The organism is Abiotrophia defectiva ATCC 49176, from assembly GCF_037041345.1.
Classification (GTDB): Bacteria; Bacillota; Bacilli; order Lactobacillales; family Aerococcaceae; genus Abiotrophia.
The window spans coordinates 1,124,736-1,145,200 of record NZ_CP146287.1; the positions used below are offsets into that span (position 1 = coordinate 1,124,736).

Here is a 20,465-nt window from a genome sequence, read left to right on the forward strand (position 1 = left end):
CTTTGAAATAGAAAAAGCCCCTTCCCTAAATCTAGGGAAGAAGCTTGTCTCTTCTTTATAATGTCGCCAATTTGGCTGCAATCGCTTGTCCTAAAGCTTGATGATTTTCTTCGTCCATGTGAACGAAATCGATATTGGAAGGTTTGGCCACGGTTTTAGCATCTAAGAAGGCCACGCCGTACTGGTCACAAATTCTTTCCAAGATATTGGCTAGGTATTCTGATTGCATAATGCCATACTCATCAATTTCCTGGTATAGGAATTCGGGATGATTCATAAGGCCACGCCCCACCACGATAGGCGATACCACCAAAATTTGGGGTGGAACCTGATGGGCCCAGTTAGCAGGATTCTGAATGTATTTAATCATTTCCCCAATACCTAAGGCAATCTGATTGGCGCATTTGCCAAAATGACGCTTGAACTCATTGGTCCCCAACATGATGACTACCTGATCCAGCGGAGCATGGGATTGCATGACCATTGGCAAGGCCGTCATGCCGTGTCGCTCAGGATTCTTATGGTCGGGGCTATTGACCGTTCGGCCATTGAGCCCTTCTTCGATAACTTCATCCTCTGGCCGCAAAGCTACCAAGACACGGGTCCAGCGCTTGGGATGGCGACTGGCATTAAGGGGATTGAGGCCCCAGGTATTGCTGTCACCAAAACAAAGAATCCGCATGCTAGTCGCCTACTTTCCTTTGGCAGTCTTAACCTTACCCGTCCACTCAGTCATACCACCCTTAAGGATGTAAATGTCATTATAGCCATTGCGTTTGAGGCGGAAAGCCGCACGTTGGGCGGTCCCGAAAGCCTCGTCTACTAGGTAAATAGCTTGGTCCTTACGGATTTCCTTGAAGCGCATCTTGAATTGAGAACTTGGAATATTACGCGCCCCTAAGATATGACGAGCCTCAAACTCAGCCGCTTCACGAACATCGATTAATTGTCCCTTACGCCCTGCTGCAATCAGGTCTTCTTGCTTAATGGCTTTGGCGGCATAACGGCCCATGCCCCACAAAATCCCATAATAGAGGGTGTAAATCACAATAATACTTAATAAAACAACGGTAATAAAATTCAGAATTTGCATGCTTCTACTCCTAGTCCTTATTTAGGGCAAGACGTACTAATTGGGCTGCCCCGATGACCCCAGCATCGTTCCCTAATTCTGCCAAGACAAGCTGGGTGGTGTCTTTAATTGGTGGGAAGACATATTGATTGAAAAATACCTGGATTTTGTCCAAAAGGAAGGTTCCGGCTGCGGATACCCCGCCACCCACCACAATCTTAGAAGGGTTGAGGGTATTGGCCACATGAGAGCATGCCAAACCTAAATAGCGCGCGAACATATCCACAATGTGGTTAGCGAAGAAGTCGCCTTCCTTAGCCGCATCAAAAATCAATTTAGAAGAGAGCTCGTCGCCATTATCAACGGCTGCCTTAATTGGTGAGTCACCGGCATATTCTTCAGCAAACTTACGAGCTAGGTTGACAATACCGGTGGCTGAAGCAACGGTCTCCAAGCAACCTGGCTTACCGCAGGTACATGGAATTGGGTCTGTCGTTTCAACGGTGATATGGCCAACTTCCCCTGCTGCCCCATTGGCACCGCGTACCATTTGGCCTCCAGAGACGATACCGCCCCCAACACCTGTTCCCAGGGTAAACATGACCACGTTGGCTTCGCCATTACCGGCCCCTTTCCACTGTTCCCCTAAGGCTGCCACGTTGGCATCATTATCAAGGAAGAAAGGCATCTCCAAGGCTGCTTCAAAGGCATCTTTCAGGCGTTGTAGGGTCCGCCAGTTAAGGTTGAAAGCCCCAATTACCGTCCCCGCTTGTGCATCCACCTTACCTGGTGAGCCCATGCCAATCCCTAAGAAGTCATCTTTGGTAAGGCCATAACGTTCCATATGTTCTTGAATGGACTGGATAATGGAAGGCACGATGTGCTTGCCATCCTCTAGGATGTTGGTCCCAATGGTCCATTTTTCCTGAATTTCCCCTTCTGAGGAAATAATCGCAAACTTGACGGATGTCCCGCCTAAATCAATACCTAAAATTTTCTTTGACATAAATCTCACTCCTAGCGATAGATAAGGCTATTATTGAATCTAACAATTCCAAAATAAATCAGGCCGGCGCTGATAGCCAGAATGACTAGCAGAGCCAAGAGGCGATGCCACCAGGTACGGCGGAAAGAATGTGGCAGTTGCAAGACATAGGTCAAGCCTACCCCATAGAAGGCGCCACCTAAGTGGCCAAAAAAGTCAATGCCTGGTGACAGGAAGGAAAAGACTAAGTTAATCACGATTAAGGCAGCATAGTTCTGGGCTCTTGCACTCAGACTGTAAGAATCTGGGTAGAGATAAGATAAGGCCAGGTAACTAGCAAAGAGTCCAAAGACCGCCCCACTAGCCCCAATCGAGATACTGTTAAAATTAGAAAAGGTAAAGGAGACAATGTTGCCGCCAATCCCCGCCCCTAAACTTAGCAGTAAGAAGCGCCATTTGCCCATCAGAGGCTCTAATTCTTGACCTAAGAAATAGAAAGACACACTGTTCAAGGCGATATGTTGCAAGTCAGCGTGCAAGAAGACAGCCGTCACTAGCCGCCACCATTCATTCCTAAGAACAATCGCAATATTATATTTAGCTCCCAGTAGAAGCAAGGCACTGCCCCAGTCTAGTCCAGTTCGGGTTAAGCCAAAGGTGCCAATAAACATGGCGACACACACCAATAAAAAGAGGTAGGTCACCCAAGGACCGCGTTGAATTCGGCGCCAGGTTCGTTTGATTTCCATAATACCCTCCGTCCTCTAAATCGTTCCCAATTATTATACCTTATTTTTGGCCTTTCGCCTAGGGCTGATTCAATGAGCGCGCTAACAATAAACGTCCCACTGCCTGATCATGTGCCTCTGCCTGCCAAGCCGATTGGTCATAATATTGACATGGTAAGACCAGGCTCAGCGTTGGTGTCTCAATCTGAGCCAAGAGGCGATCATAGTAGCCACCACCGAAGCCAATCCGCTGGCCATCCTCCCGGAAGGCTAGACCCGGCACCACCAAGAGGTCTAAGCTAGCCATAGCCACTGCTGGCTCCGCCTGACTGGGTTGGTAGATGCCACGGAAAACTTCTTCCAAGCTCTCTTGCCCATGATATAGACAGAAATCTAAGCCTCGCTTAGGCATCATGCGCGGCAGGAAAACTTGATAGCCTAAGTCTACCAAAGGATCTAGCCACTGGGCCGTTGGCACTTCTTCTCCTACACCATAATAAAGGCCAATTCGCTGATAGCCTTCTTCCGCCAATACAGCCAAAAACTGTTGCCATAAATCATCCGTTAATTGCTGGCGACTAGTAGCAGGCATAGACTTAAGGGCGGCTAGGGTGGCTTGCCGCAGGCTATTTTTTAAATCTATCACGTTGGTCATAGGCAGCCTCCTTATTTTAAGCGCACTTCAAAAACATAGGGATAGTACTTGCCGGTCACATAGAAGCGGTCCCCTTCAATATGGGCAATCCCATTGAGCACATCAGGCTTACCACCCGGTGTCAACTGAGCTTCCAGCTTATGTTCCTTAATCAGTGTGGTGAAGTCGTACTGGCTCTCAATGACGCCTGTCTCAGGGTCCAATTTCACTATAAAAGGACTCTGCCAAATATTGCCATAGAGCCTGCCATCGACGAACTCTAATTCATTGAGCCATTTAATGGGTTTGCCCTGGTCCGTCACAGTCACCTCGCGCTTGAGCTCAAAGTTTTTAGCATCCCGTTCCTGTAACTTAGTGGAGCCATTGGTCATCCAGAGACTGTCGCGGCTAGCATCATAGGCCAAGCCCCAGCCTTCCCCCTCATAGTGGAAGGTCTCCAAAATGGCCAGGGTCTTAGGGTCCCGTTTATAGGCTAGTCCTTCCTTGTAGCTAATCTGCCAGACCGCATCCGGCGTCTGGGTCAGCCCCTCACCAAAGACTTGTCGGTCAAGCCGATCCTTAATTTCCAGCTGGCCAGTTTCTAAATTCAAGACACCTACAACGGAATCTCCATACTGGCCCGTCGACATAAGCAATTGGCCCTCAGGACTTACTTCCAAACCTTGTGTAAACCAACGGTCATCTCGCTCATATTGGGCTAGCACTTCATAGTCAGCCTGGGGGGCTGCCTGCACTAGCTGATTAGATGCACCTAGAGAAATTAGGGCCAAGAGCCCCAAAACTAGAGGGTATTTTTTCATCTCACTCACTTCCTCACTTGAGTTTCGCTCCATGACTTGATATGATGATAGTAACATATATTGAGTGAAGGAGCCACTTATGCTATATAATTTCTTATTAACTTTTATCCGCTTCATTTTCCGTCTAATCAATGGCCGTGAAGTCGTGCAAGGCTTGGAAAATCTTCCTAAAGATCAACCCTATATTATTGCTGCAACCCACCGATCTTTGACTGACCCCTTGTTTGTTGCCTTCGAGACCTATCCTCATCAGATTGCCTTTATGGCCAAGGAGAGTCTCTTCAAGTTCAAGCCACTGGGCTGGCTCTTCCGCAAGGTCAATGTCTTCCCCGTTAATCGCGACAAACCCTCAACCAGCACTATTAAACATGCGGTTAAGATTATGAATGAAGATGGCAAGATTCTAGGAATCTTCCCTTCAGGCTCTCGTCATACTACTGAGATTAAGGGCGGGACAGCCTTCATCCAAAAACTCAGCAAACAAGCCATCGTGCCTTGTGCCATCCAACCACCTATTGGTTTCAAGCAATTCTTCTTGCGCCGTCGCTGTAAAATCGCTTTTGGTGCCCCAATTCCTTACCAAGAAGGTGTCAAGTACGACAAGGACAAGTTAGCTCAAATTGATGCTCAACTAGCTGAAGAATTTGCCAAATTAGATCATCAACTAGATCCTAACTATCACTACCAACCACGCAAAAAATAAGCTCATCCACTCCCATTATATCATATATGATATAATGGGAGTTTTTTTACCCAAAAGACCCTGACAGTTAGAGCCACTTCCAACTGCCAGGGTCTTTACTTATTTCATTCATCATTCTAAGCCTTCAAAGAGAAAGTCTATGGGCTTAGGATTCTTAGCGGTACTGTAGTAGCGGCCGAAAAAGAGAATAGCATGGTGAGCCTGAGCCCAATCTTCCTTGGGGATAATTTCCATCAAGGCTTCTTCTACCTCCAAAGGCGTGGCATTGGCTGGCACAAAACCTAAGCGTTTGGCTACCCGATCCACATGGGTATCTACCGCCAAGGCCGGAATGCCAAAACCTACGGCCAAGACTACATTGGCAGTCTTACGACCAACCCCTGCCAATTCCATGAGCTCCTTGCGGGTTCTAGGTACTTCCCCACCATAACGTTGCATCAACTGCTCGCAGCATTGATAGATAAACTTGGCCTTGTTGCGGTATAGGCCAAGGGTCTGGATATAGGGTTCTATTTCCTTAGGCGAAGCCTGCAAGAAGGCTTCCGGTGTGGGAAAGCGTTCAAACAAGGCCGGTGTCACCTTATTGACCGAGACGTCAGTGGCTTGAGCACTCAACATGACCGCAATCAATAATTGAAAGACATTGTCATGGATGAGTTCGCAGTGGGCATCCGGATATAGTGCTTGGATTCTCTTGACAATCACCCTGGCTTTATCCAAGGGCATGGTAATCTTGGCTGACATAGCGTTTCCTCCTGATAGTCTAGCAAATACCCCTCTATTATAGCTCAGGCATCAGGCGTAGCCAAGCGACTTGCTTAATCCTATTGGGCAGGAAAAAGAATCGTCCGACCTGTCTGGGCGTCATAGCCTGGCATGGCCAAACGTAGGGCTTCCTTGCCGGTCATAGGGTCCATAATGCCTAGACTGTATTGATAATGCCCTGCCTGAGAACTTTCTTGAGACGAGAGATTTAAGGCCACAGTCACCTTCTCTTGTCGCCCTGGCACTAGCTGCGACAAGGTCAAAGGAACTTCAATCTTTTTGATTTCTTTTCCCTGATTATCTTGAAGGTAGAGGTATAGCGGCCAGTCATAGTAGAAAGGCGCTGCTCCTTTATTTTCAAAGGTCAAGGTCATAGTCTGCTCTTGCCCTTTTTGCGCTAGCTGAGCCTGAGAGACATAGATTTGATAACCAAGTTGACTCAGAATTTGCTTATAGGCTGCCTGACCTAAATCAGCTTTAGGCGCCTTTGGCCCAATAAAGGTCATATGTGAGGCTTTAACATGCTTCAAGACTTCCTGGAGTCGTGACCCCATCAGGTCTTCCATGGAATGGGCGCTGGTCATTTCGCCGCCAATGGCAAGGGTCTTCCAAGCCTGTGGCATGGCAAGCAAGCTCTTGTTTTGAGTCTGGTCGTAAACTCCACCAGCTTGAATCCACTCCAACCACTGGCTAGTATTGATTTCTTCGCCAACCATGTCGTTATAGAGTCCTAATTGATAGGTCTGACCCCATTTGAAAGGCCGGCGCATGAGAATCTGAGTCTTAGGAAAGGCCGTGCGCCAAGGCACCACGTAACGTTCCAGAATGTCTTCAGACGGTAACCTTTTGAGTCCCTTCTCATAGTTGACATGCCACTCGCCCCAGTGGCCGACACTGCCCAACTCAATGAAGGAGACAAAGCCATCCTGCCCCCAACGCTGACCCATAGCAGCCACCGCCTTGTCATGGGCTGTAATCAGGGCTTCTTGACTATAGTCTGGTGAAAAACCTTGGCCATAATCGGTGTGATACCAGTCACCAGCCCCCTTAATGTCTTGGTAGAGCCAATCCGGAATATCTTGATGCCGGTCCTGGCCAGGTAAATCTAGCACAAAGCGCAAAACCAAATGCTTGCCTTCTTTGCGCCAACGCTCAAACTGATTGGCCTTCTCAATGGCTTCAAAATTATATTTCCCCTTTTGGGGTTCCAATTCTTTCCAAGTCACATCGACGTAAAGAAGCTGAATATCCGAATCTACTTGGGATTTTTCAGCTTGGAGGGCATAGCCCATGAGCGGGTTCCCTGATTCAGGATCCTGCCAGTCAAAGCTAGCCTGACGTAAGACTTGGTCTTGGGCATTCACTCGATTGGGCTGGATTAGACTGACTGTGAGTAGACAGGCTAAAACAAGCCGGCTAAAGTAATATTGACGCATCTTTCCCCTCCTGGACGACTACTATTCATCTCTTAGCCGTGATACTCGCCATTGTACTGAATTAAGGTCACATCTTCAACGTCCTCAAGGGCTTGGATTTTCTCCATGAAGAGGAAGTCGTTTTGTGACTTACAGAAGACTTCGATAGCAGCTTCGATACTGCCGTCTTTGCGCATGGTGCGCGACTTGATGAAGAACTTCATCTTACCAAAGGCTTGCACAATGGCATCCCCTGTTTCCAGACCTTTATAGTGAATGACTGCAATGTAGACCTTGCCCGTCTCCTGACGGAAATAGAAGACCACAATCATCAGAATCACAATCAAGGCTGCACAGACCGACAGCACAAACATACCGGCCCCTAGCGTAATGCCCGAGGTAATGGCCCAAAAGAGATAGAGCAAGTCCATGGGATCCTTAACCGCCGTCCGATAACGCACGATGGACAGGGCCCCGACCATCCCCAAGGAAATGACCACGTTGGTCGAAATGGCCAAAGTCACCATACAAGTCAGCACCGTCATCCCAACTAGCGTCACCGCGAAGCTACGCGAGAAGACCACGCCAGTATAAAAGCGCCGATAGACAAAGTAGATAATGCAGCCCATAACAAAGGCCAGCAAGAGCGAGCCAATCAACTTGGGCAAATTTTCAGCAGCAAAGCGCTGAGTTTCGATAAATGATCGTTTAATAACGTCTTGAACGCTAGTATTCATTCAAAACTCCTCCTTCATCGACCACATTAGAAATGCTCATGGTCGAACCAATAATTGAAGCCATGTTTATAGGCTGTCTTTTCATAGCAGAGCACATATTTAGAGACTGCCGTATATTCCAAGGCTCCAGTCGGCACCAACTGACGCACGATTTGCGGCATAAGTTCCGTATATTTGACTTCTAAAATCAACTTGTCAGGTGGTAAGACTGGCAAGCTAGGCAACTTAGCATCAAAAATATCAAAGGAACCGACTGCTGCTCGAACATCTGTATCGAAGGTTACCCGCACAGTTCCAGCATCCAGAATCCAAGGCTCTCGTTCGTAGTCCACAATGACGCGCGGACGCATCATATTGGTCACACATTCGATATAGAACTCACGCGCTAGAGAATGCGGGCTGTGCTTAAGAAAATCATAGTTACCCAGCAAGATATCCTCTACCTGAGCCCGCGTCAGAGGCGCACTTTCCTTGTAGATATAGGCACCGAATTTCTTCTTGCGTTCAAGTCGAATATAGTGGTCCTGATAATTGTAAATACGAATCCGATACTTCTTCCGCATCAGAACCCCTGCGTCTTTTTCTTCGTAGGCAGATTGCCAGTAATCATCAAAATAGAGACTCCGAATGGTATAGCTGCCACCCTTGACATGCTTGTCTAGGGCCAAAACGGGTGACAGGCGGCGCCGCAAGTTGTCTTGATCATGATAGGAAATCAGATACTTATTCTCATGCCGATAAGGCTCTCCTGGCGCTTGACTGTCTTCTTGCCAAGTCAAGCTTTGAGACTTGCCCCATAAGGTGTTTAATAACTTATTCTTCATAAACATCCTCACTAATCTTCCCATTTGACTGAATGAAGAAGCTCTTAACGCCGAAGTGTTTACCGACTTCTGTGACATAGTAGTCGAAGGCATGGCGTGTCTCGCCAGCTTCATTAGTAGCCGTCACACGGGCAAAATAGTGTCCTTTTTCTGGCATATCCAAAACCGTTTCAGACAAAGTAATACCCTCCTCAGTGTGGATGATTTCTTTAAATTCGAAATCCTTAGCAACCTCAACCTTATAGGTAATCTTTTGCCCATTCAAATCATAAGCCGCATCCCAACGAACCTTGAGTTTGCCATTCTCGTCCTTCTCAGGTATCCCGATAAAGAATGGCATAGGCTTCTTAAGGCTATCTAGATAGTCCTGATAGTTGCTCTCAATTTCCTTAGGAATGGCTGCCGCTACTTCATCATATTGACTAGGAGTCAATCCCAAGTGGGTGCTATCCGGCTCTTTGGTAACATAGGGTTTGACGGTTTCTTGGTACTTAGCCACTTCCTGGCTAAGGTAATCTGGATTTAGCTTGCCTTTCAAATCTTGAATGGCATCATCTAGCTCCTGACGGAAAGTGGCCGACTTGAGCGCACGTTGGAAGAGACGATTCCCCCAATAGTTGCTGATGCCAGACTCCCAGGAAGTCTTACCCGCAAACTTCTCAATTTCATATTCTTTCTTGAAGAAGGCCGAGTCGTGGTCCCAAGGAATGAAATACCAGCGCTGGCTATTCTGCGGACTGTAGAGATAGACATTTCGACTCTGTGTATCCGTGTTGCCAATGAGAATTTGAAAAGCCAACCAGTAGGTCAAATTTTCTCGATCAAAGTAAGTATCTAAGGTCTGATCAATGGGCCGATCTAAATCATTCACTGCCTGAAGCATCTCAATTAGCTTATGATGGTCACGATCCCCCTTAATTTCTAAGAGTTTCTCGAATGCAACCCGATCAAAATCGGGATCGTCTTCTAGCTTAATAGTATCTTCATATAGTAGGAATTCAAAGAAATTAACCTTATAGAGCTGAGCATTGCTATCAAGACCATGAGCCTTAAGGCCACTACCATTGAGTTGTTCGACTTGGGTATAGAGACCATAATCCACGAATTTGTCAGGCTCAGAGCCGTTTTCATCCTTGACATAGAGATGAACAAATTGTGTACGTAAGCCAATTAATTGAGGAATGCCCCGAATCAAGTCATAAGCTAATTTATTACGGAAACGTAGCCCATCTGTCTGGTGCTTATTGAGGTTGATGGTTCGCTGACCCTGCCAGCTCCCCTTATTCCTTTTGAGCTTAATCTTATAGTTTTTCTGTTGATTACGACTAGACGTCTGTCCCCGGACCTGAACAGTGGCATTAGGCACCGTCTCACTGTAGCCCAATTCCCCAGCCAAGGGACCTGTATCGTCACCTGCTTGCAAGAGGGCAGCCACTTGGTAACGTGGAACACCCCATTTCTCATAATCATAAACAGAGTAGGTATTAATCTCTTCCCAAGTATGGTTGGTATTCTCCGCTGCATCTCCCGATTTAATCGTTAGATAGAGCGTTTTGACTGATTGAGGATCTTCTTGGTAAAGCAACTCTTTATCGCGCAAATGGTAATTGTTTTCGGCAAATTCAACCGTCTTTTCTTGATTAGATAGCGACTGGTTACTGGTCTCCTCTTGCCCGCATGCTGCTATAAAGCATGAGGTTATAAGGCATAAAATCAGTAACCTTCCTTTAGGTTTTTTGAGAGGCACGAGACCCCACCCCTTTCAGATAGTCGTATAGCCGGCTGAAGAAACCATGGTGCACCACAAGTGTCATAGGTTGTGCACTCAGTGTATAGTACATTAATTTCTTGGTGAAGCGATCTAGGCGCCATAAGGCAATTAGGAAGAAAATTGCAGCAGCCATCAAAAAACCAAATCCAAGAAAGGCACGATTAAAGTATTGAGATACAAACGTTAGAAGTGGCGATGCAATTGCGAAGCTCGCTGCAGCAATCAAAGCACCCTTATAATCCGTAAAATATAACAAAATAGACAAGATAACGTTGGCAATGGCATAAATCCCGTAGCCTACGCATAAAATACGGAAATAACCTCGCATGAGGTCATTAATTCCCAAGGGTAAGACATCTAGGAGTGCATTTCCTGCTGATATGGCTAGAATCGTTACAAAAAGCTGCTTCCAAGCCAGTGCTATCAGTTCACGCATCATGACTGTCAACATCTCTTCTTCTGCTTCTTTAATGTCGGCCAAGGTCCCCTTCTCGTTAAATAAGCCATAGTAACGCTTATACTTAGGATAGAAATGCACCTCAGTCGCCAAGGCAAAATTAATCGTTGTCACCAGTATGGTCAAAAAGGCTAACAGAACCGGCACATCATAGACTTGAGAAGCAAAGAAAAGTCCCCTTACTGGACTTCCCCATGGCCCTAACCAGACCACAAGAATATGCCCAAAAATTCCGATATGCAGACAGAAGCCAATTAAGGCCAAATCAAAGAACTTATCAATCCATTTCAAGAAGAGAAAAGACTCATCTAGCATTCCTAAATCTAGAGGAAAATATCGTGACAAGAGATAAACAATCCCCAAAAACATGAGGCCATAACCTACACAGACGCTAAATAATAGAGAGGTCAAAACTGGCAACTTAAATGATAGTAGGCACCATCCTACTAAAAAGGTTACAAGACTGGCTGATAAAAAGGCTAGTAAAATTGCCTTGTAGTCCTTCAAGGCAGTCAAATATTGAACCCCATTCCAGACAAAAATCAACTCCATAAACAAGGTGAGATTAAGAACTAATTGCACTACTGTCACACCTGATAGGATTAATAATGGCCCATATAATAAGACGCCTATGCCAATCATAGTTGCAGAAGATCCCAAAAAAGAAGGTAAAAGATAGGCTTCCTTTTCCTCATATAACATGTCAGAAGCGAAGCGAGTCACCGCGTAAGAGAAAAATGAATTCACTGTCAAAGACGACAAAATAGCATAGGTAATCATACTAGTCAAATAGTTACTATCAGCACGATTAAGCCCCACACGATTTGCTAGATAGGAAATCCCAAAGATTAAAGTCCCTCCTAGGATCATAGGACCAGCATAGATTACGCCAGTATAGCCATATGCCTTAGCTCGAGAGAAGAGACCCTTTTGGTTAAAGACTTTCCTTAATTCAAATCCAATCCCTGCCATTAGACCTCCACCTCCTCGTACATCGCTAGATACCCCTTGAGCATCCGATCATATTGATAATAACGCTCGACACGTGCTCGGCCGATGGCCCCCATCTTTAATCGTCCTTCTTGGGACCGGCACATGAGTTCCATCGCATCGGCTAATCCTTTCTGATAAGTAGGAGGAACACAATAACCAGCTAAACCCAAATCATCGCCTGGGCCACCCTCTAATAATTCCCGGCAACAACCCACATCGGTCGTGACACAAGGACGGCCTGAGGCTAACGACTCCAAGACAGATAAAGGCTGGGCCTCCGAGATACTGGTCAGAATCGTAAAATCGAGATTTTCCATATAAGTTACAATATCTACCCGGCCAGTGAAGATAACATTATCCAACTGCATTTGCTTAACTAGGTCATAGCATTCTTGAGCATATTCCTCATCGTCCACGCCCCCCATAATATGGAGACGGACATTATCAAGACGGTTACTTAATTCGTAGAAAGCATAAAGCATGGTCTTAATGTCCTTGATAGGAGCCAAACGCACGACTGCTCCGATATCTACTCGTCCATCTGGAATTTTAGCCGGTACGGAAGAAAAGCGTTGGAAATCAATCCCATTTTCTACCACCCGACAACGGTCTGGATCACAACCTATCTCAATTTGGGTTAGACGAGCCTTGGTGAAAAGGCTAGATATAATTTGAGCCCGGCTATAAATAATGTCCGACAGCATATAGAAAAACTTAATCCAATGGTCCTTCATACTTGGCAAGACCCAGTTAGAGCGAATAATCTCCTCTTCTCGCTCACGGGTATAGATACCATGCTCTGTTAATAAAATTGGTCGATCGTAACGATATTGCCCTAACAGCGCCAGAATACCACTGTAACCTGTCGAAATAGCATGATAGACATCTGCCTGTGGTACTTCTTGACCTAGGAGATAGAAAACCGGTAAGAGCATAGACCGAATGGTGTGGAATACTTCTGCAAAGGCATTATAGGCATACTGCTCCTGACACATATCCACCATCATCTCCAGAAAACTCTCACTTTGCAAGAAATCAACTGGATTCAGCTGCTTATCTTGATAGAGGCGGCATAAAACCTCCCAATCTGGACGCCCAGTTTCCATAAGTTGTCTGAGAGCGTCTAACTCTTCTTTGCTGAAACGGTAATCAAAGAGTCGCTTACTTGGCGCTAATTGTAAGGCATCATCTAAGAAAACTTCATGAACTTCAACCACATTATCTAACATTTGGTAGACGAACTGGCCTTTTTCCTTAGCCTTAGCCCCAATCACCCAGAGTACAAATTCGTGTTGAGGCATATTTTGGATGTATTGATGCATCCAAGTTGAGACCCCACCATGGACATAAGGATAGCTTCCTTCTAAAATCAAACAAATTCTCATCCTTATTCCTCACTCCAGTCCATGGTTACTTTGGCCTGCGTTGCTTTCAGCAGATAGAGGTTCCCTGTTAAGTGCGTCAAAGTACCACCATTTACAGGACTTCCCACTTGGCCTTCATTGATACGTACAAAGAGGTAAACCTCATCATAGAAATGGTCAAATGTCCATTCTATTCCTGTAGCTGTACGTTCTTGCTTAGGAACTAAGGCCGAATAGCGTTGTATAGCACCTGATAGCTGGGAGCCTGTCAAATCTCTTAAATCAGGTGCAGACGACTTGAGCCAACTAATGTAGTGCTCTAGGTTACTTTTAAGCACAGCCCAACCCAACTCAGCCCCACGGTCCACATCTAAGGTATCATCTGGATGGATAAAGTGACTGTTGACAAAATGCATGTTCAGTTCAGAGAATGCAGCCAACTGCATAAAATCGTCTAGCATCCCACCCGAAATAATCCGTGGCTGCTCGACCATGCCATCTGACGCCCATTCAAATTCTTGGTCATAGGCGAAATCACCAGGGAAATAGTTACTAGCTATCGTTTTAATTTCTGGAATTTCCTCCACCAATACCTTGCGCCCTTCCGCCGATAGAACATTGGAAGGTGGTACATAGACTGACTTCTCTACATTAGGAAAAAGTTCTTCGTTAAAACGCACTAACTCTTTCATAGCTGATACCATAGCTGATTCTTCCCAAGTATGATAAGAATATACATCTTTATAGTCCAGTGACTTAGGAGATAAAGGCTGGTGATTATAACCATGGTAGCCAATTTCTCCACCTGATCTTAGGAGCATATTACCAAAATAAACGAAACGAGAAATATCATCTTGGCCGTGAACATTCCCTGATGTGTCATCTTCATAGTTTTCAATGGTTGCTCCGGTATATTTAATCCCATACTTATCGACAAAACTCAGCATATCTACCCACCAAATATTGGTATAGAAATCAGCAACATTGAGGTTATAGTCCCGTTTAACATACTTGCCATCACCACTTGGAACTGGCGCAGGGAAATCATCTAAGTAGAAGACCGAACCATTAATAACAGGATAACTAGCCACCTTACCCAAAAGATTATAGGAAGCTGCATAGAGTCCCCGAGTTACCTTGTTATAGATACCAAAGTTATCGATGACAAACTTGCCCTTGCCATAGGCATGTTCCCAAATTAAAGGCAAGACACCAGGACCTTCCTTACGACTAACGTGAACCTTGGCCTTTTCAGACAAGTCAACTTTGAGTGCAGAATCAAATGGTTCTTCGATAATATACTCACGTCCCCCTCCAATCATGAAGTCCGGTTCGATATAGAGCTTGTCTACAAGACCATGCTCAGCTTGTGATTGTTTAATCCCCAAAGCTTGCTCGATTAGAGACAGATGACTGGATTTTTGAAGTGTTAGGGCAAATTGAACATAGCCCCCCGACTCAACCCAATCACGTAGGGCAATTAATTCTTGGTCTAAATCATCAAGTTGCGAAACAAGCATTACAACCTTCTCGTAACTCTTGACATCAGGAAAAGATTCCGTGGCTATATCAATTAAATTATAGCCTACTTTCATATCCTTAAAAATTTGTTGAAACTGTTCTTTAGCCAACATACTCGATGGGTCACGACTGTCCGTTACCACAAGGGTATTGACTGGTACTTGTGATTGAGCCTGATTGGCAGTCACTACTGCTCCTGTAAGATAGGTATAGGCTTGTTCTGGAATTTGATAGCCTATCCCTTGCCGCTCAATAAATAAGGCTACAGCTAATCCCAGAAAACCAATAAATACTAAGAAAATCCCCCAATACCGAAATTGTTTCCATCCTTTCATAGTGTCCCCCTCCCCTACTACACTTGTTGCCGCCAAAAATGAATTACCTGACGATTATGGCGTGAAAAATATACACGACAAGTGTCAATATCTTGAAAAAATTGTTGTAAGCCTAATCGATCGCCTTGAGCGACTAAGGCTTGAAATTGAAACATGCGGTAAGACTCATCAGTTGGCCAATTAATCTGGCAGTATTCTAGAACTTGCCGCACGCGTTGTTCTTCCCCTAAAGCTAAGTACTGCTTCCCCAAACGGATATAGTCGTTAAGCTCGTGACTAAGTGCCACCTTACGTCGTAATAAATCAATATACTGATGTCGAGAACTCTCAGCAAATTTGCCAGCTACTAAACCAGACATCAAATAATCCTCTAAAACTAAACAAAGTTCTTCCAAAATGGCAAGATTATCAGGTTGCTTAGCTAATTCTTCTTTAAGTTGATGCACTTTGAGGTCATAGTCTTTGTGTAATTCCGCTAACATAACCGTTGCGTAATGGACCACTTCAACATCCTCATTCATTCGTGCTTCTTGTAACAAGGCCACTACATTGCTTGGTTGGTCTTTAAGCATACTCATCATCAATTCGCGTTTAGTAATCGAATCATTGAGTAATAATGCCTCTTCAATCGGCACCCACTGCCTGACATCTTCAGACGCTCGAAGATCAACGGAGTCTGCCTCCTCGACTTCTGCTTCTAACACTTGGTCCTCTAGTTCTAAAACATCCTCTTGACCTATTTCTATTTCCTGAATTCTTGATTGTTTAGACATCAACCAATAGGCAATGGCTACCGCCACAGGCCCCAAATAGGGAAGTATGAAAATGGGTATCCACAAAATAGGATTGATTGAAACTTTACGAGCAAGCATCTGCCGATAGAGAATATAGGCAAAAATTATATGCCCTAGCAATAATACAAGCAGTACCAAAGTCGGTAGCATGGATTTATCCCCCTTATTTTATTGGTTATTAGTGATTTCCAATGCATGCTGGAGTGACATTTCAATTAAACCAAAAATAACACGAAGTTGATTATATTGCGCCACATCCATGGGGTCTAGTTGACGCTCTAACAAACCTATTACAATAACGAGTTGGTCCTGATAACGTAATCCCGCCACGTAATGTGGCAAACTAGGATCAAGTTGCCGGTTCAACCAAAGTTCACCTGCCATCAGAGGCTCAGCTAATGGTCCTAAAGGTCCCTCTAAGAGAGGACTTGCCAGTGCTTGACTTAGATTAGGAACAGGCGCTAGTTGGTTGGTTCCTGATACCTGATAGAAGACCAAGGCCAATGGGTCTACTAATTCAACCAAGAGCTCTTGAGCCACTTTAAGAACTCCTTCAGGAGTTGACTGGTTCAGTCGTTCTACCCAATTGTATAGGCGTCCATAGGAATCACGACAGCCCATAATTTGCTTTTTCAACATGGCCTTATCAAGTAGCATATCACGATAGAGTTGCCGAATTAGATGACTTTTATCACGTAGCAGCTGGTTCTCTCGCGATAAAACTGCTTTATCATGCAAGGTTTCAGCCCGTAAACGCCCAACCATTGCACCAGTTACTAGGTAGACAACAAAAGGAACCCAGTTAAGCGGGTCATAGAAGAGTGTGATCCAGTTGTTCCCAGAGGTCACATAAATATAGAGCAGGGCCAAAATCGATAAACTAGCCGATAAGAGCCCCATCCCAATTCCTCCAGTCATAGCCATGATGACAATATAGAGCAAGCGAACGTCAACTGCTCGGAATTGTTGCTGATTTCTTAAGATAAGGGAGACAAGTTCTGATAATAGGAAGAGAAGAAATACTTCGATAATCCGCACTAGGGTTGGGTGTAACCCCATCCAGCTCTTCAAGTCTTGCCACCATCCGAGCAAAGATGACTTTCCTTGACCAAGGTAGCGCTCTTTTAAGATAGTTTGCCAATCCTCTAAAGGGTTAAATTGAGGAAACCATCCATAACGTGTTCGGAGCGAAGCAGTCATAGAATCGGGCTGCTCTACTTGTTGAAGCTTTCCTTTAGTAAAACTGATGGAAGGATCTGGTTGTAACTGATACATGGTAAGAGCTAAATCTTGATAGGTCAGTTTAAAACTATTAGATACAATCAATAGCTCTGACTCATCTGTCCAATCGTCCAAGACTTTATAAAGTAAGCGACCTAAATCATCCATCTGTAAGAAGAAAAAGTCACTGTCACGATTCTCCTTGAAGCGTGCTGCTTTTCCAGCCGCCCACTGGCTAAATATCTGATCGATATAAGGCGGTAAAGTCTGATCTGAATAGAGATATGGTAAGCGAATTACCTTGATTGACATGCCATGCTCTTTTCCTTCATAGAGGCAAAGTTGCTCGTAGCTTTGTGCCAGTTGTGTTTCTAGCTGTTGATTTTGATAGCCTGACTGCGGTCCAGACAAATAGCAAAAGCGACTGATGCGATAGCTCTGACAAGCCGTAAGGAGTTGCTGAAGTGCCTCCCCTTCGCCAACTTCCTGTGACCGAAGCGTAAGAAAATTAGAGAAGAAAACCACTTGGTTAATCTCATACATTTCGCAAACCTCTTCTAAGGCCCAATCTCTTTGCTCCATGGATAAGACCGTTACACCTTGCCGATAAGATGTCTTCAAGTCGCAGGGTCCAAGAATAATTACACGCCCTTCCGGAAAAGCTTCTTGGATAAATTCTCGCGTCAGGTAACTTGTGTTCCCTGTTACAAGTATATTCATAGTTATTGTTTACCCCCAATTATATTTCTTGCCTAGTAAAAGTAGTTTGCCCTCATTTTTAATGCCCTAGAAAATGTCTAATAATTTAAGATAGAAATAGAAATGAAATTTCTGAAGTTGCCAAGGAATTTCAAAATAAAACTCCAAATTAGTATATATAACCCTTTTTGCCACTACTCCCCTAAGATTGGCACTATTATAACACTATACAAATCTAGGTCAAAGGTTATCTCATTTTGCTAGAATGCCGTTACCAAATCGTAATGATTCTGTAACATAAGTCGATGGTTTTTTGGTCTTTCCCTCACAATTTCCGACCTGGCCCCTTTTTCTCCAAAATTAAAAGAAATCCTATTTAGGATATTTTGACAAAAACTTTGGTCAAGTATAAATAGACAAAATTTCCCAATACTCGTCTATTTAGATAAAATTATAGCGCGCTTATATAAGACAATAACTTGATGAAAGCACTTATATTACTTTTGTCTTCTTAATAAGTGAGAATTCTAAATTAAAACTATCCTTTACAAGATACTAGGCTATCTATCCAAGACCTTCATGACCTTTAAATCAAGACAAATTCTTCTAGTATTTTCCGTCAACTACCCTAAGTATTCACAAGAACTTTTGAAGTCAGATAAAAGATAGAATCACAAATATTTTGAAGATACATTGATAATACTGATAATGTTTGTTAAATCACCCACCTAAAACAATAATGACACACTATAAATTCACAAACTTTCCCTTACATGCAAAAAAAGAACCCCCAACCGTCCAAAGACGATTGATGGTTCTTTTCATGTTTCGGTATGTTAGCGCCCGCGCTCTTTGATACGTGCAGCCTTACCAGACAAGGCACGGATGTAGTAGAGCTTAGCACGACGTACGCGACCTTTACGAACAACTTCGATTTTAGCAACACGTGGAGTGTGTACTGGGAAAGTACGTTCAACCCCTACACCGTTCGAAATTTTACGAACTGTGTAAGTTTCGCTGATGCCTGCACCGCGACGCTTGATTACTAACCCTTCGAAGATTTGGATACGTTCGCGTGAACCTTCGACAACCTTAGCGTGTACACGTACAGTGTCACCAGGGCGGAACTCAGGAATATCGCTACGTAATTGAGCTGAGGTAATTTTTTCAATCACTTTACTCATGTTTTTTTCTCCTCTCGACTAACACTCATAACTAGCCCTAGGGCTTAGCCAGCGGAATATTGTGATATCTGCGGTTTTTCACCACTTCTAGTATTATACCAAACTCTGCCTATTTGTAAAGCCTAATTGACATTTTTTTCGGCCTGAATTTCAGCTAGCCACTTGCGCTCTTCTTTGGACAAATCGGCATGTTCAAGTAGATCCGGACGACGCTCCAAAGTCCGGCGGATGGCTTCCTTGCCCTGCCACTGGCGAATCTTATCATGATGGCCACTGAAGAGTACCTCTGGCACCTCCATGCCACGAAAATCTCGTGGGCGGGTATACTGAGGATGCTCTAGGAGTGAACGTTGATGGGATTCGCCCACAATAGACTCCGCATTACCTAAGACTTCAGGAATCAAACGCACAGTGGCATCGATCATAATCATGGCCGGCAGTTCCCCATTGGTTAAGACATAATCTCCCAGTGAAACTTCATCGGTCACAAAAGATCTCACCCGTTCGTCAAAGCCTTCATAGTGGCCACAAATAAAGACCAACTGCTCTGCTTGAGACCATTCCTGGGCCAAACTCTGACTAAATGGCACCCCGGTTGGATCCATCAGGATAATGCGGGCATTTTCCTTGGGCGCGATATGTTCCAGCATATGAACAATGGGATCTACCCGCAGCAGCATGCCTGCCCCACCGCCAAAGGGATAATCATCCACATGGCCATGCTTATTCACCGCAAAGTCCCGGAAGTTATGGGTTTGAAAGTCAATCAATCCCTTGGCTTGAGCTTGCCCCATCAGAGAATGATGCATGGGCTCAAACATCTCAGGGAAGAGGGTCAAGACATCAAGCTTCATCGTCAATCAGCCCTTCCATTAGTTCAACCTTAACCTGTCCAGCTTCCAAGTCAACGGCTTTGACTACATCGCCAATAAAAGGAATTAAGGCGTCTTTGGCCTTGGGAATATTACGTTGGACCACAAAGACATCATTAGAACCTAGCTGAAGAATTTCCTTAATCTTCCCAAGGGTCTTGCCTTCTAGGGTGACAACCTCCAAGCCCAAGAGTTGATGATGATAGTAACTATCCTCTTCTAACTCATCCTGCTCACTCTCATCAATGGCCAGCCAGCAGCCTTTGAAGCCTTCGACCTGGTTGATATTGTCGTAACCAACAAAACTAATGAGCCAAGTCCCCTTATGGATGGCTGCCTTAGCAACTTGAACACTAGCTAACGGTTGGGAATTCAAATCCTTCAGAATATAGAGGGTCTTGCCAGTTGCAAAGCGCTCCTCTGGAAAGTCAGTATCGGCAATTAGTTTGAGTTGACCCCGAATCCCGAAGGTATTCACAATTCGGGCTACACGATAATAAGTCATACTTGTCCTCCTTTTATGCCTAATAAAAATCAGGCCTACCCTCTCAGTATACCATGAAAGGGAGC

General features: G+C 44.8%; 20 protein-coding genes. 1 reads left to right on the top strand and 19 read right to left on the bottom strand.

Annotation, left to right across the window (positions count from 1 at the left end):
• Positions 1-55: 55 nt before the first annotated feature.
• The 6 genes from V7R82_RS05270 to V7R82_RS05295 are packed head-to-tail and all read right to left on the bottom strand — an operon-like array spanning position 56 to position 4,240.
• Entirely contained in the window at positions 56-682 is a 627-nt protein-coding gene (locus V7R82_RS05270; protein WP_338541761.1) for a GDSL-type esterase/lipase family protein, read from the bottom strand.
• 9 nt (positions 683-691) lie between these two features.
• Positions 692-1,093, bottom strand: coding sequence for a rhodanese-like domain-containing protein (locus tag V7R82_RS05275; RefSeq protein WP_070755516.1), 402 nt, complete (start codon positions 1,091-1,093; stop codon positions 692-694).
• Between the two features lie 10 nt (positions 1,094-1,103).
• Entirely contained in the window at positions 1,104-2,078 is a 975-nt protein-coding gene (locus V7R82_RS05280; RefSeq protein ID WP_314693438.1) for an ROK family glucokinase, read from the bottom strand.
• Positions 2,079-2,089: 11 nt separating this feature from the next.
• Positions 2,090-2,806 (bottom strand): rhomboid family intramembrane serine protease, encoded by a 717-nt coding sequence (locus V7R82_RS05285; RefSeq protein ID WP_338541766.1) that lies wholly within the window; start codon positions 2,804-2,806, stop codon positions 2,090-2,092.
• 58 nt (positions 2,807-2,864) lie between these two features.
• Entirely contained in the window at positions 2,865-3,440 is a 576-nt protein-coding gene (locus V7R82_RS05290) for a 5-formyltetrahydrofolate cyclo-ligase (RefSeq protein ID WP_338541768.1), read from the bottom strand.
• Between the two features lie 11 nt (positions 3,441-3,451).
• Positions 3,452-4,240, bottom strand: coding sequence for a glutaminyl-peptide cyclotransferase (locus tag V7R82_RS05295; protein WP_338541770.1), 789 nt, complete (start codon positions 4,238-4,240; stop codon positions 3,452-3,454).
• 79 nt (positions 4,241-4,319) lie between these two features.
• Between V7R82_RS05295 and V7R82_RS05300 the strand changes: the two genes are divergently transcribed.
• Positions 4,320-4,943 carry a lysophospholipid acyltransferase family protein gene (locus V7R82_RS05300; protein ID WP_035363794.1) on the top strand — a complete coding sequence of 208 codons (624 nt, stop codon included), beginning with the start codon at positions 4,320-4,322 and terminating at the stop codon, positions 4,941-4,943.
• A gap of 111 nt (positions 4,944-5,054) precedes the next feature.
• On the opposite strand, the gene nth is transcribed toward V7R82_RS05300, so the two are convergent.
• From nth to rimM, 13 genes are all read right to left on the bottom strand, one after another.
• A complete protein-coding gene (nth, locus tag V7R82_RS05305) occupies positions 5,055-5,687 on the bottom strand; it encodes an endonuclease III (protein WP_338541775.1) in 633 nt (210 codons plus the stop codon).
• A gap of 80 nt (positions 5,688-5,767) precedes the next feature.
• Complete coding sequence (locus V7R82_RS05310) at positions 5,768-7,144, bottom strand: DUF4832 domain-containing protein (RefSeq protein ID WP_314394614.1); 1,377 nt, start codon at positions 7,142-7,144, stop codon at positions 5,768-5,770.
• Between the two features lie 32 nt (positions 7,145-7,176).
• Positions 7,177-7,860: a DUF4956 domain-containing protein gene (locus V7R82_RS05315; RefSeq protein ID WP_070755510.1), complete on the bottom strand. Its 684-nt coding sequence runs from the start codon at positions 7,858-7,860 to the stop codon at positions 7,177-7,179.
• Positions 7,861-7,886: 26 nt separating this feature from the next.
• Positions 7,887-8,684: a polyphosphate polymerase domain-containing protein gene (locus V7R82_RS05320; protein ID WP_314061990.1), complete on the bottom strand. Its 798-nt coding sequence runs from the start codon at positions 8,682-8,684 to the stop codon at positions 7,887-7,889.
• Positions 8,674-10,431, bottom strand: coding sequence for a CotH kinase family protein (locus tag V7R82_RS05325; RefSeq protein ID WP_422388379.1), 1,758 nt, complete (start codon positions 10,429-10,431; stop codon positions 8,674-8,676). The genes V7R82_RS05320 and V7R82_RS05325 overlap by 11 nt, the downstream gene beginning before the upstream one ends.
• A complete protein-coding gene (pelG, locus tag V7R82_RS05330; protein WP_338541780.1) occupies positions 10,412-11,884 on the bottom strand; it encodes an exopolysaccharide Pel transporter PelG in 1,473 nt (490 codons plus the stop codon). Before pelG ends, V7R82_RS05325 begins: the two co-directional genes overlap by 20 nt.
• A complete protein-coding gene (gene pelF / locus V7R82_RS05335; protein WP_291428650.1) occupies positions 11,884-13,290 on the bottom strand; it encodes a GT4 family glycosyltransferase PelF in 1,407 nt (468 codons plus the stop codon). Before pelF ends, pelG begins: the two co-directional genes overlap by 1 nt.
• A gap of 2 nt (positions 13,291-13,292) precedes the next feature.
• Positions 13,293-15,125, bottom strand: a complete 1,833-nt coding sequence (locus tag V7R82_RS05340) for a DUF2194 domain-containing protein (RefSeq protein WP_338541782.1) — start codon at positions 15,123-15,125, stop codon at positions 13,293-13,295.
• Positions 15,126-15,142: 17 nt separating this feature from the next.
• The gene (locus V7R82_RS05345; RefSeq protein WP_338541784.1) at positions 15,143-15,925 is read right to left on the bottom strand and encodes a hypothetical protein; all 783 of its coding nucleotides are present in this window, start codon (positions 15,923-15,925) and stop codon (positions 15,143-15,145) included.
• Between the two features lie 162 nt (positions 15,926-16,087).
• Complete coding sequence (locus tag V7R82_RS05350) at positions 16,088-17,860, bottom strand: DUF4118 domain-containing protein (RefSeq protein ID WP_338541786.1); 1,773 nt, start codon at positions 17,858-17,860, stop codon at positions 16,088-16,090.
• A gap of 815 nt (positions 17,861-18,675) precedes the next feature.
• The gene (rplS, locus tag V7R82_RS05355) at positions 18,676-19,023 is read right to left on the bottom strand and encodes a 50S ribosomal protein L19 (protein WP_023390732.1); all 348 of its coding nucleotides are present in this window, start codon (positions 19,021-19,023) and stop codon (positions 18,676-18,678) included.
• Positions 19,024-19,145: 122 nt separating this feature from the next.
• Positions 19,146-19,877: a tRNA (guanosine(37)-N1)-methyltransferase TrmD gene (gene trmD, locus V7R82_RS05360; RefSeq protein ID WP_338543750.1), complete on the bottom strand. Its 732-nt coding sequence runs from the start codon at positions 19,875-19,877 to the stop codon at positions 19,146-19,148.
• Positions 19,867-20,400, bottom strand: a complete 534-nt coding sequence (gene rimM / locus V7R82_RS05365) for a ribosome maturation factor RimM (protein ID WP_311465408.1) — start codon at positions 20,398-20,400, stop codon at positions 19,867-19,869. Before rimM ends, trmD begins: the two co-directional genes overlap by 11 nt.
• Between the last annotated feature and the right edge of the window lie 65 nt (positions 20,401-20,465).

Coding starts and splice junctions, on each gene's coding strand:
- V7R82_RS05270 (WP_338541761.1), bottom strand. CDS start 682: ATGCGGATTCTTTGTTTTGGTGACAGCAATACCTGGGGCCTCAATCCC.
- V7R82_RS05275 (WP_070755516.1), bottom strand. CDS start 1,093: ATGCAAATTCTGAATTTTATTACCGTTGTTTTATTAAGTATTATTGTG.
- V7R82_RS05280 (WP_314693438.1), bottom strand. CDS start 2,078: ATGTCAAAGAAAATTTTAGGTATTGATTTAGGCGGGACATCCGTCAAG.
- V7R82_RS05285 (WP_338541766.1), bottom strand. CDS start 2,806: ATGGAAATCAAACGAACCTGGCGCCGAATTCAACGCGGTCCTTGGGTG.
- V7R82_RS05290 (WP_338541768.1), bottom strand. CDS start 3,440: ATGACCAACGTGATAGATTTAAAAAATAGCCTGCGGCAAGCCACCCTA.
- V7R82_RS05295 (WP_338541770.1), bottom strand. CDS start 4,240: ATGAAAAAATACCCTCTAGTTTTGGGGCTCTTGGCCCTAATTTCTCTA.
- V7R82_RS05300 (WP_035363794.1), top strand. CDS start 4,320: ATGCTATATAATTTCTTATTAACTTTTATCCGCTTCATTTTCCGTCTA.
- nth (WP_338541775.1), bottom strand. CDS start 5,687: ATGTCAGCCAAGATTACCATGCCCTTGGATAAAGCCAGGGTGATTGTC.
- V7R82_RS05310 (WP_314394614.1), bottom strand. CDS start 7,144: ATGCGTCAATATTACTTTAGCCGGCTTGTTTTAGCCTGTCTACTCACA.
- V7R82_RS05315 (WP_070755510.1), bottom strand. CDS start 7,860: ATGAATACTAGCGTTCAAGACGTTATTAAACGATCATTTATCGAAACT.
- V7R82_RS05320 (WP_314061990.1), bottom strand. CDS start 8,684: ATGAAGAATAAGTTATTAAACACCTTATGGGGCAAGTCTCAAAGCTTG.
- pelG (WP_338541780.1), bottom strand. CDS start 11,884: ATGGCAGGGATTGGATTTGAATTAAGGAAAGTCTTTAACCAAAAGGGT.
- pelF (WP_291428650.1), bottom strand. CDS start 13,290: ATGAGAATTTGTTTGATTTTAGAAGGAAGCTATCCTTATGTCCATGGT.
- V7R82_RS05340 (WP_338541782.1), bottom strand. CDS start 15,125: ATGAAAGGATGGAAACAATTTCGGTATTGGGGGATTTTCTTAGTATTT.
- V7R82_RS05350 (WP_338541786.1), bottom strand. CDS start 17,860: ATGAATATACTTGTAACAGGGAACACAAGTTACCTGACGCGAGAATTT.
- rplS (WP_023390732.1), bottom strand. CDS start 19,023: ATGAGTAAAGTGATTGAAAAAATTACCTCAGCTCAATTACGTAGCGAT.
- trmD (WP_338543750.1), bottom strand. CDS start 19,877: ATGAAGCTTGATGTCTTGACCCTCTTCCCTGAGATGTTTGAGCCCATG.
- rimM (WP_311465408.1), bottom strand. CDS start 20,400: ATGACTTATTATCGTGTAGCCCGAATTGTGAATACCTTCGGGATTCGG.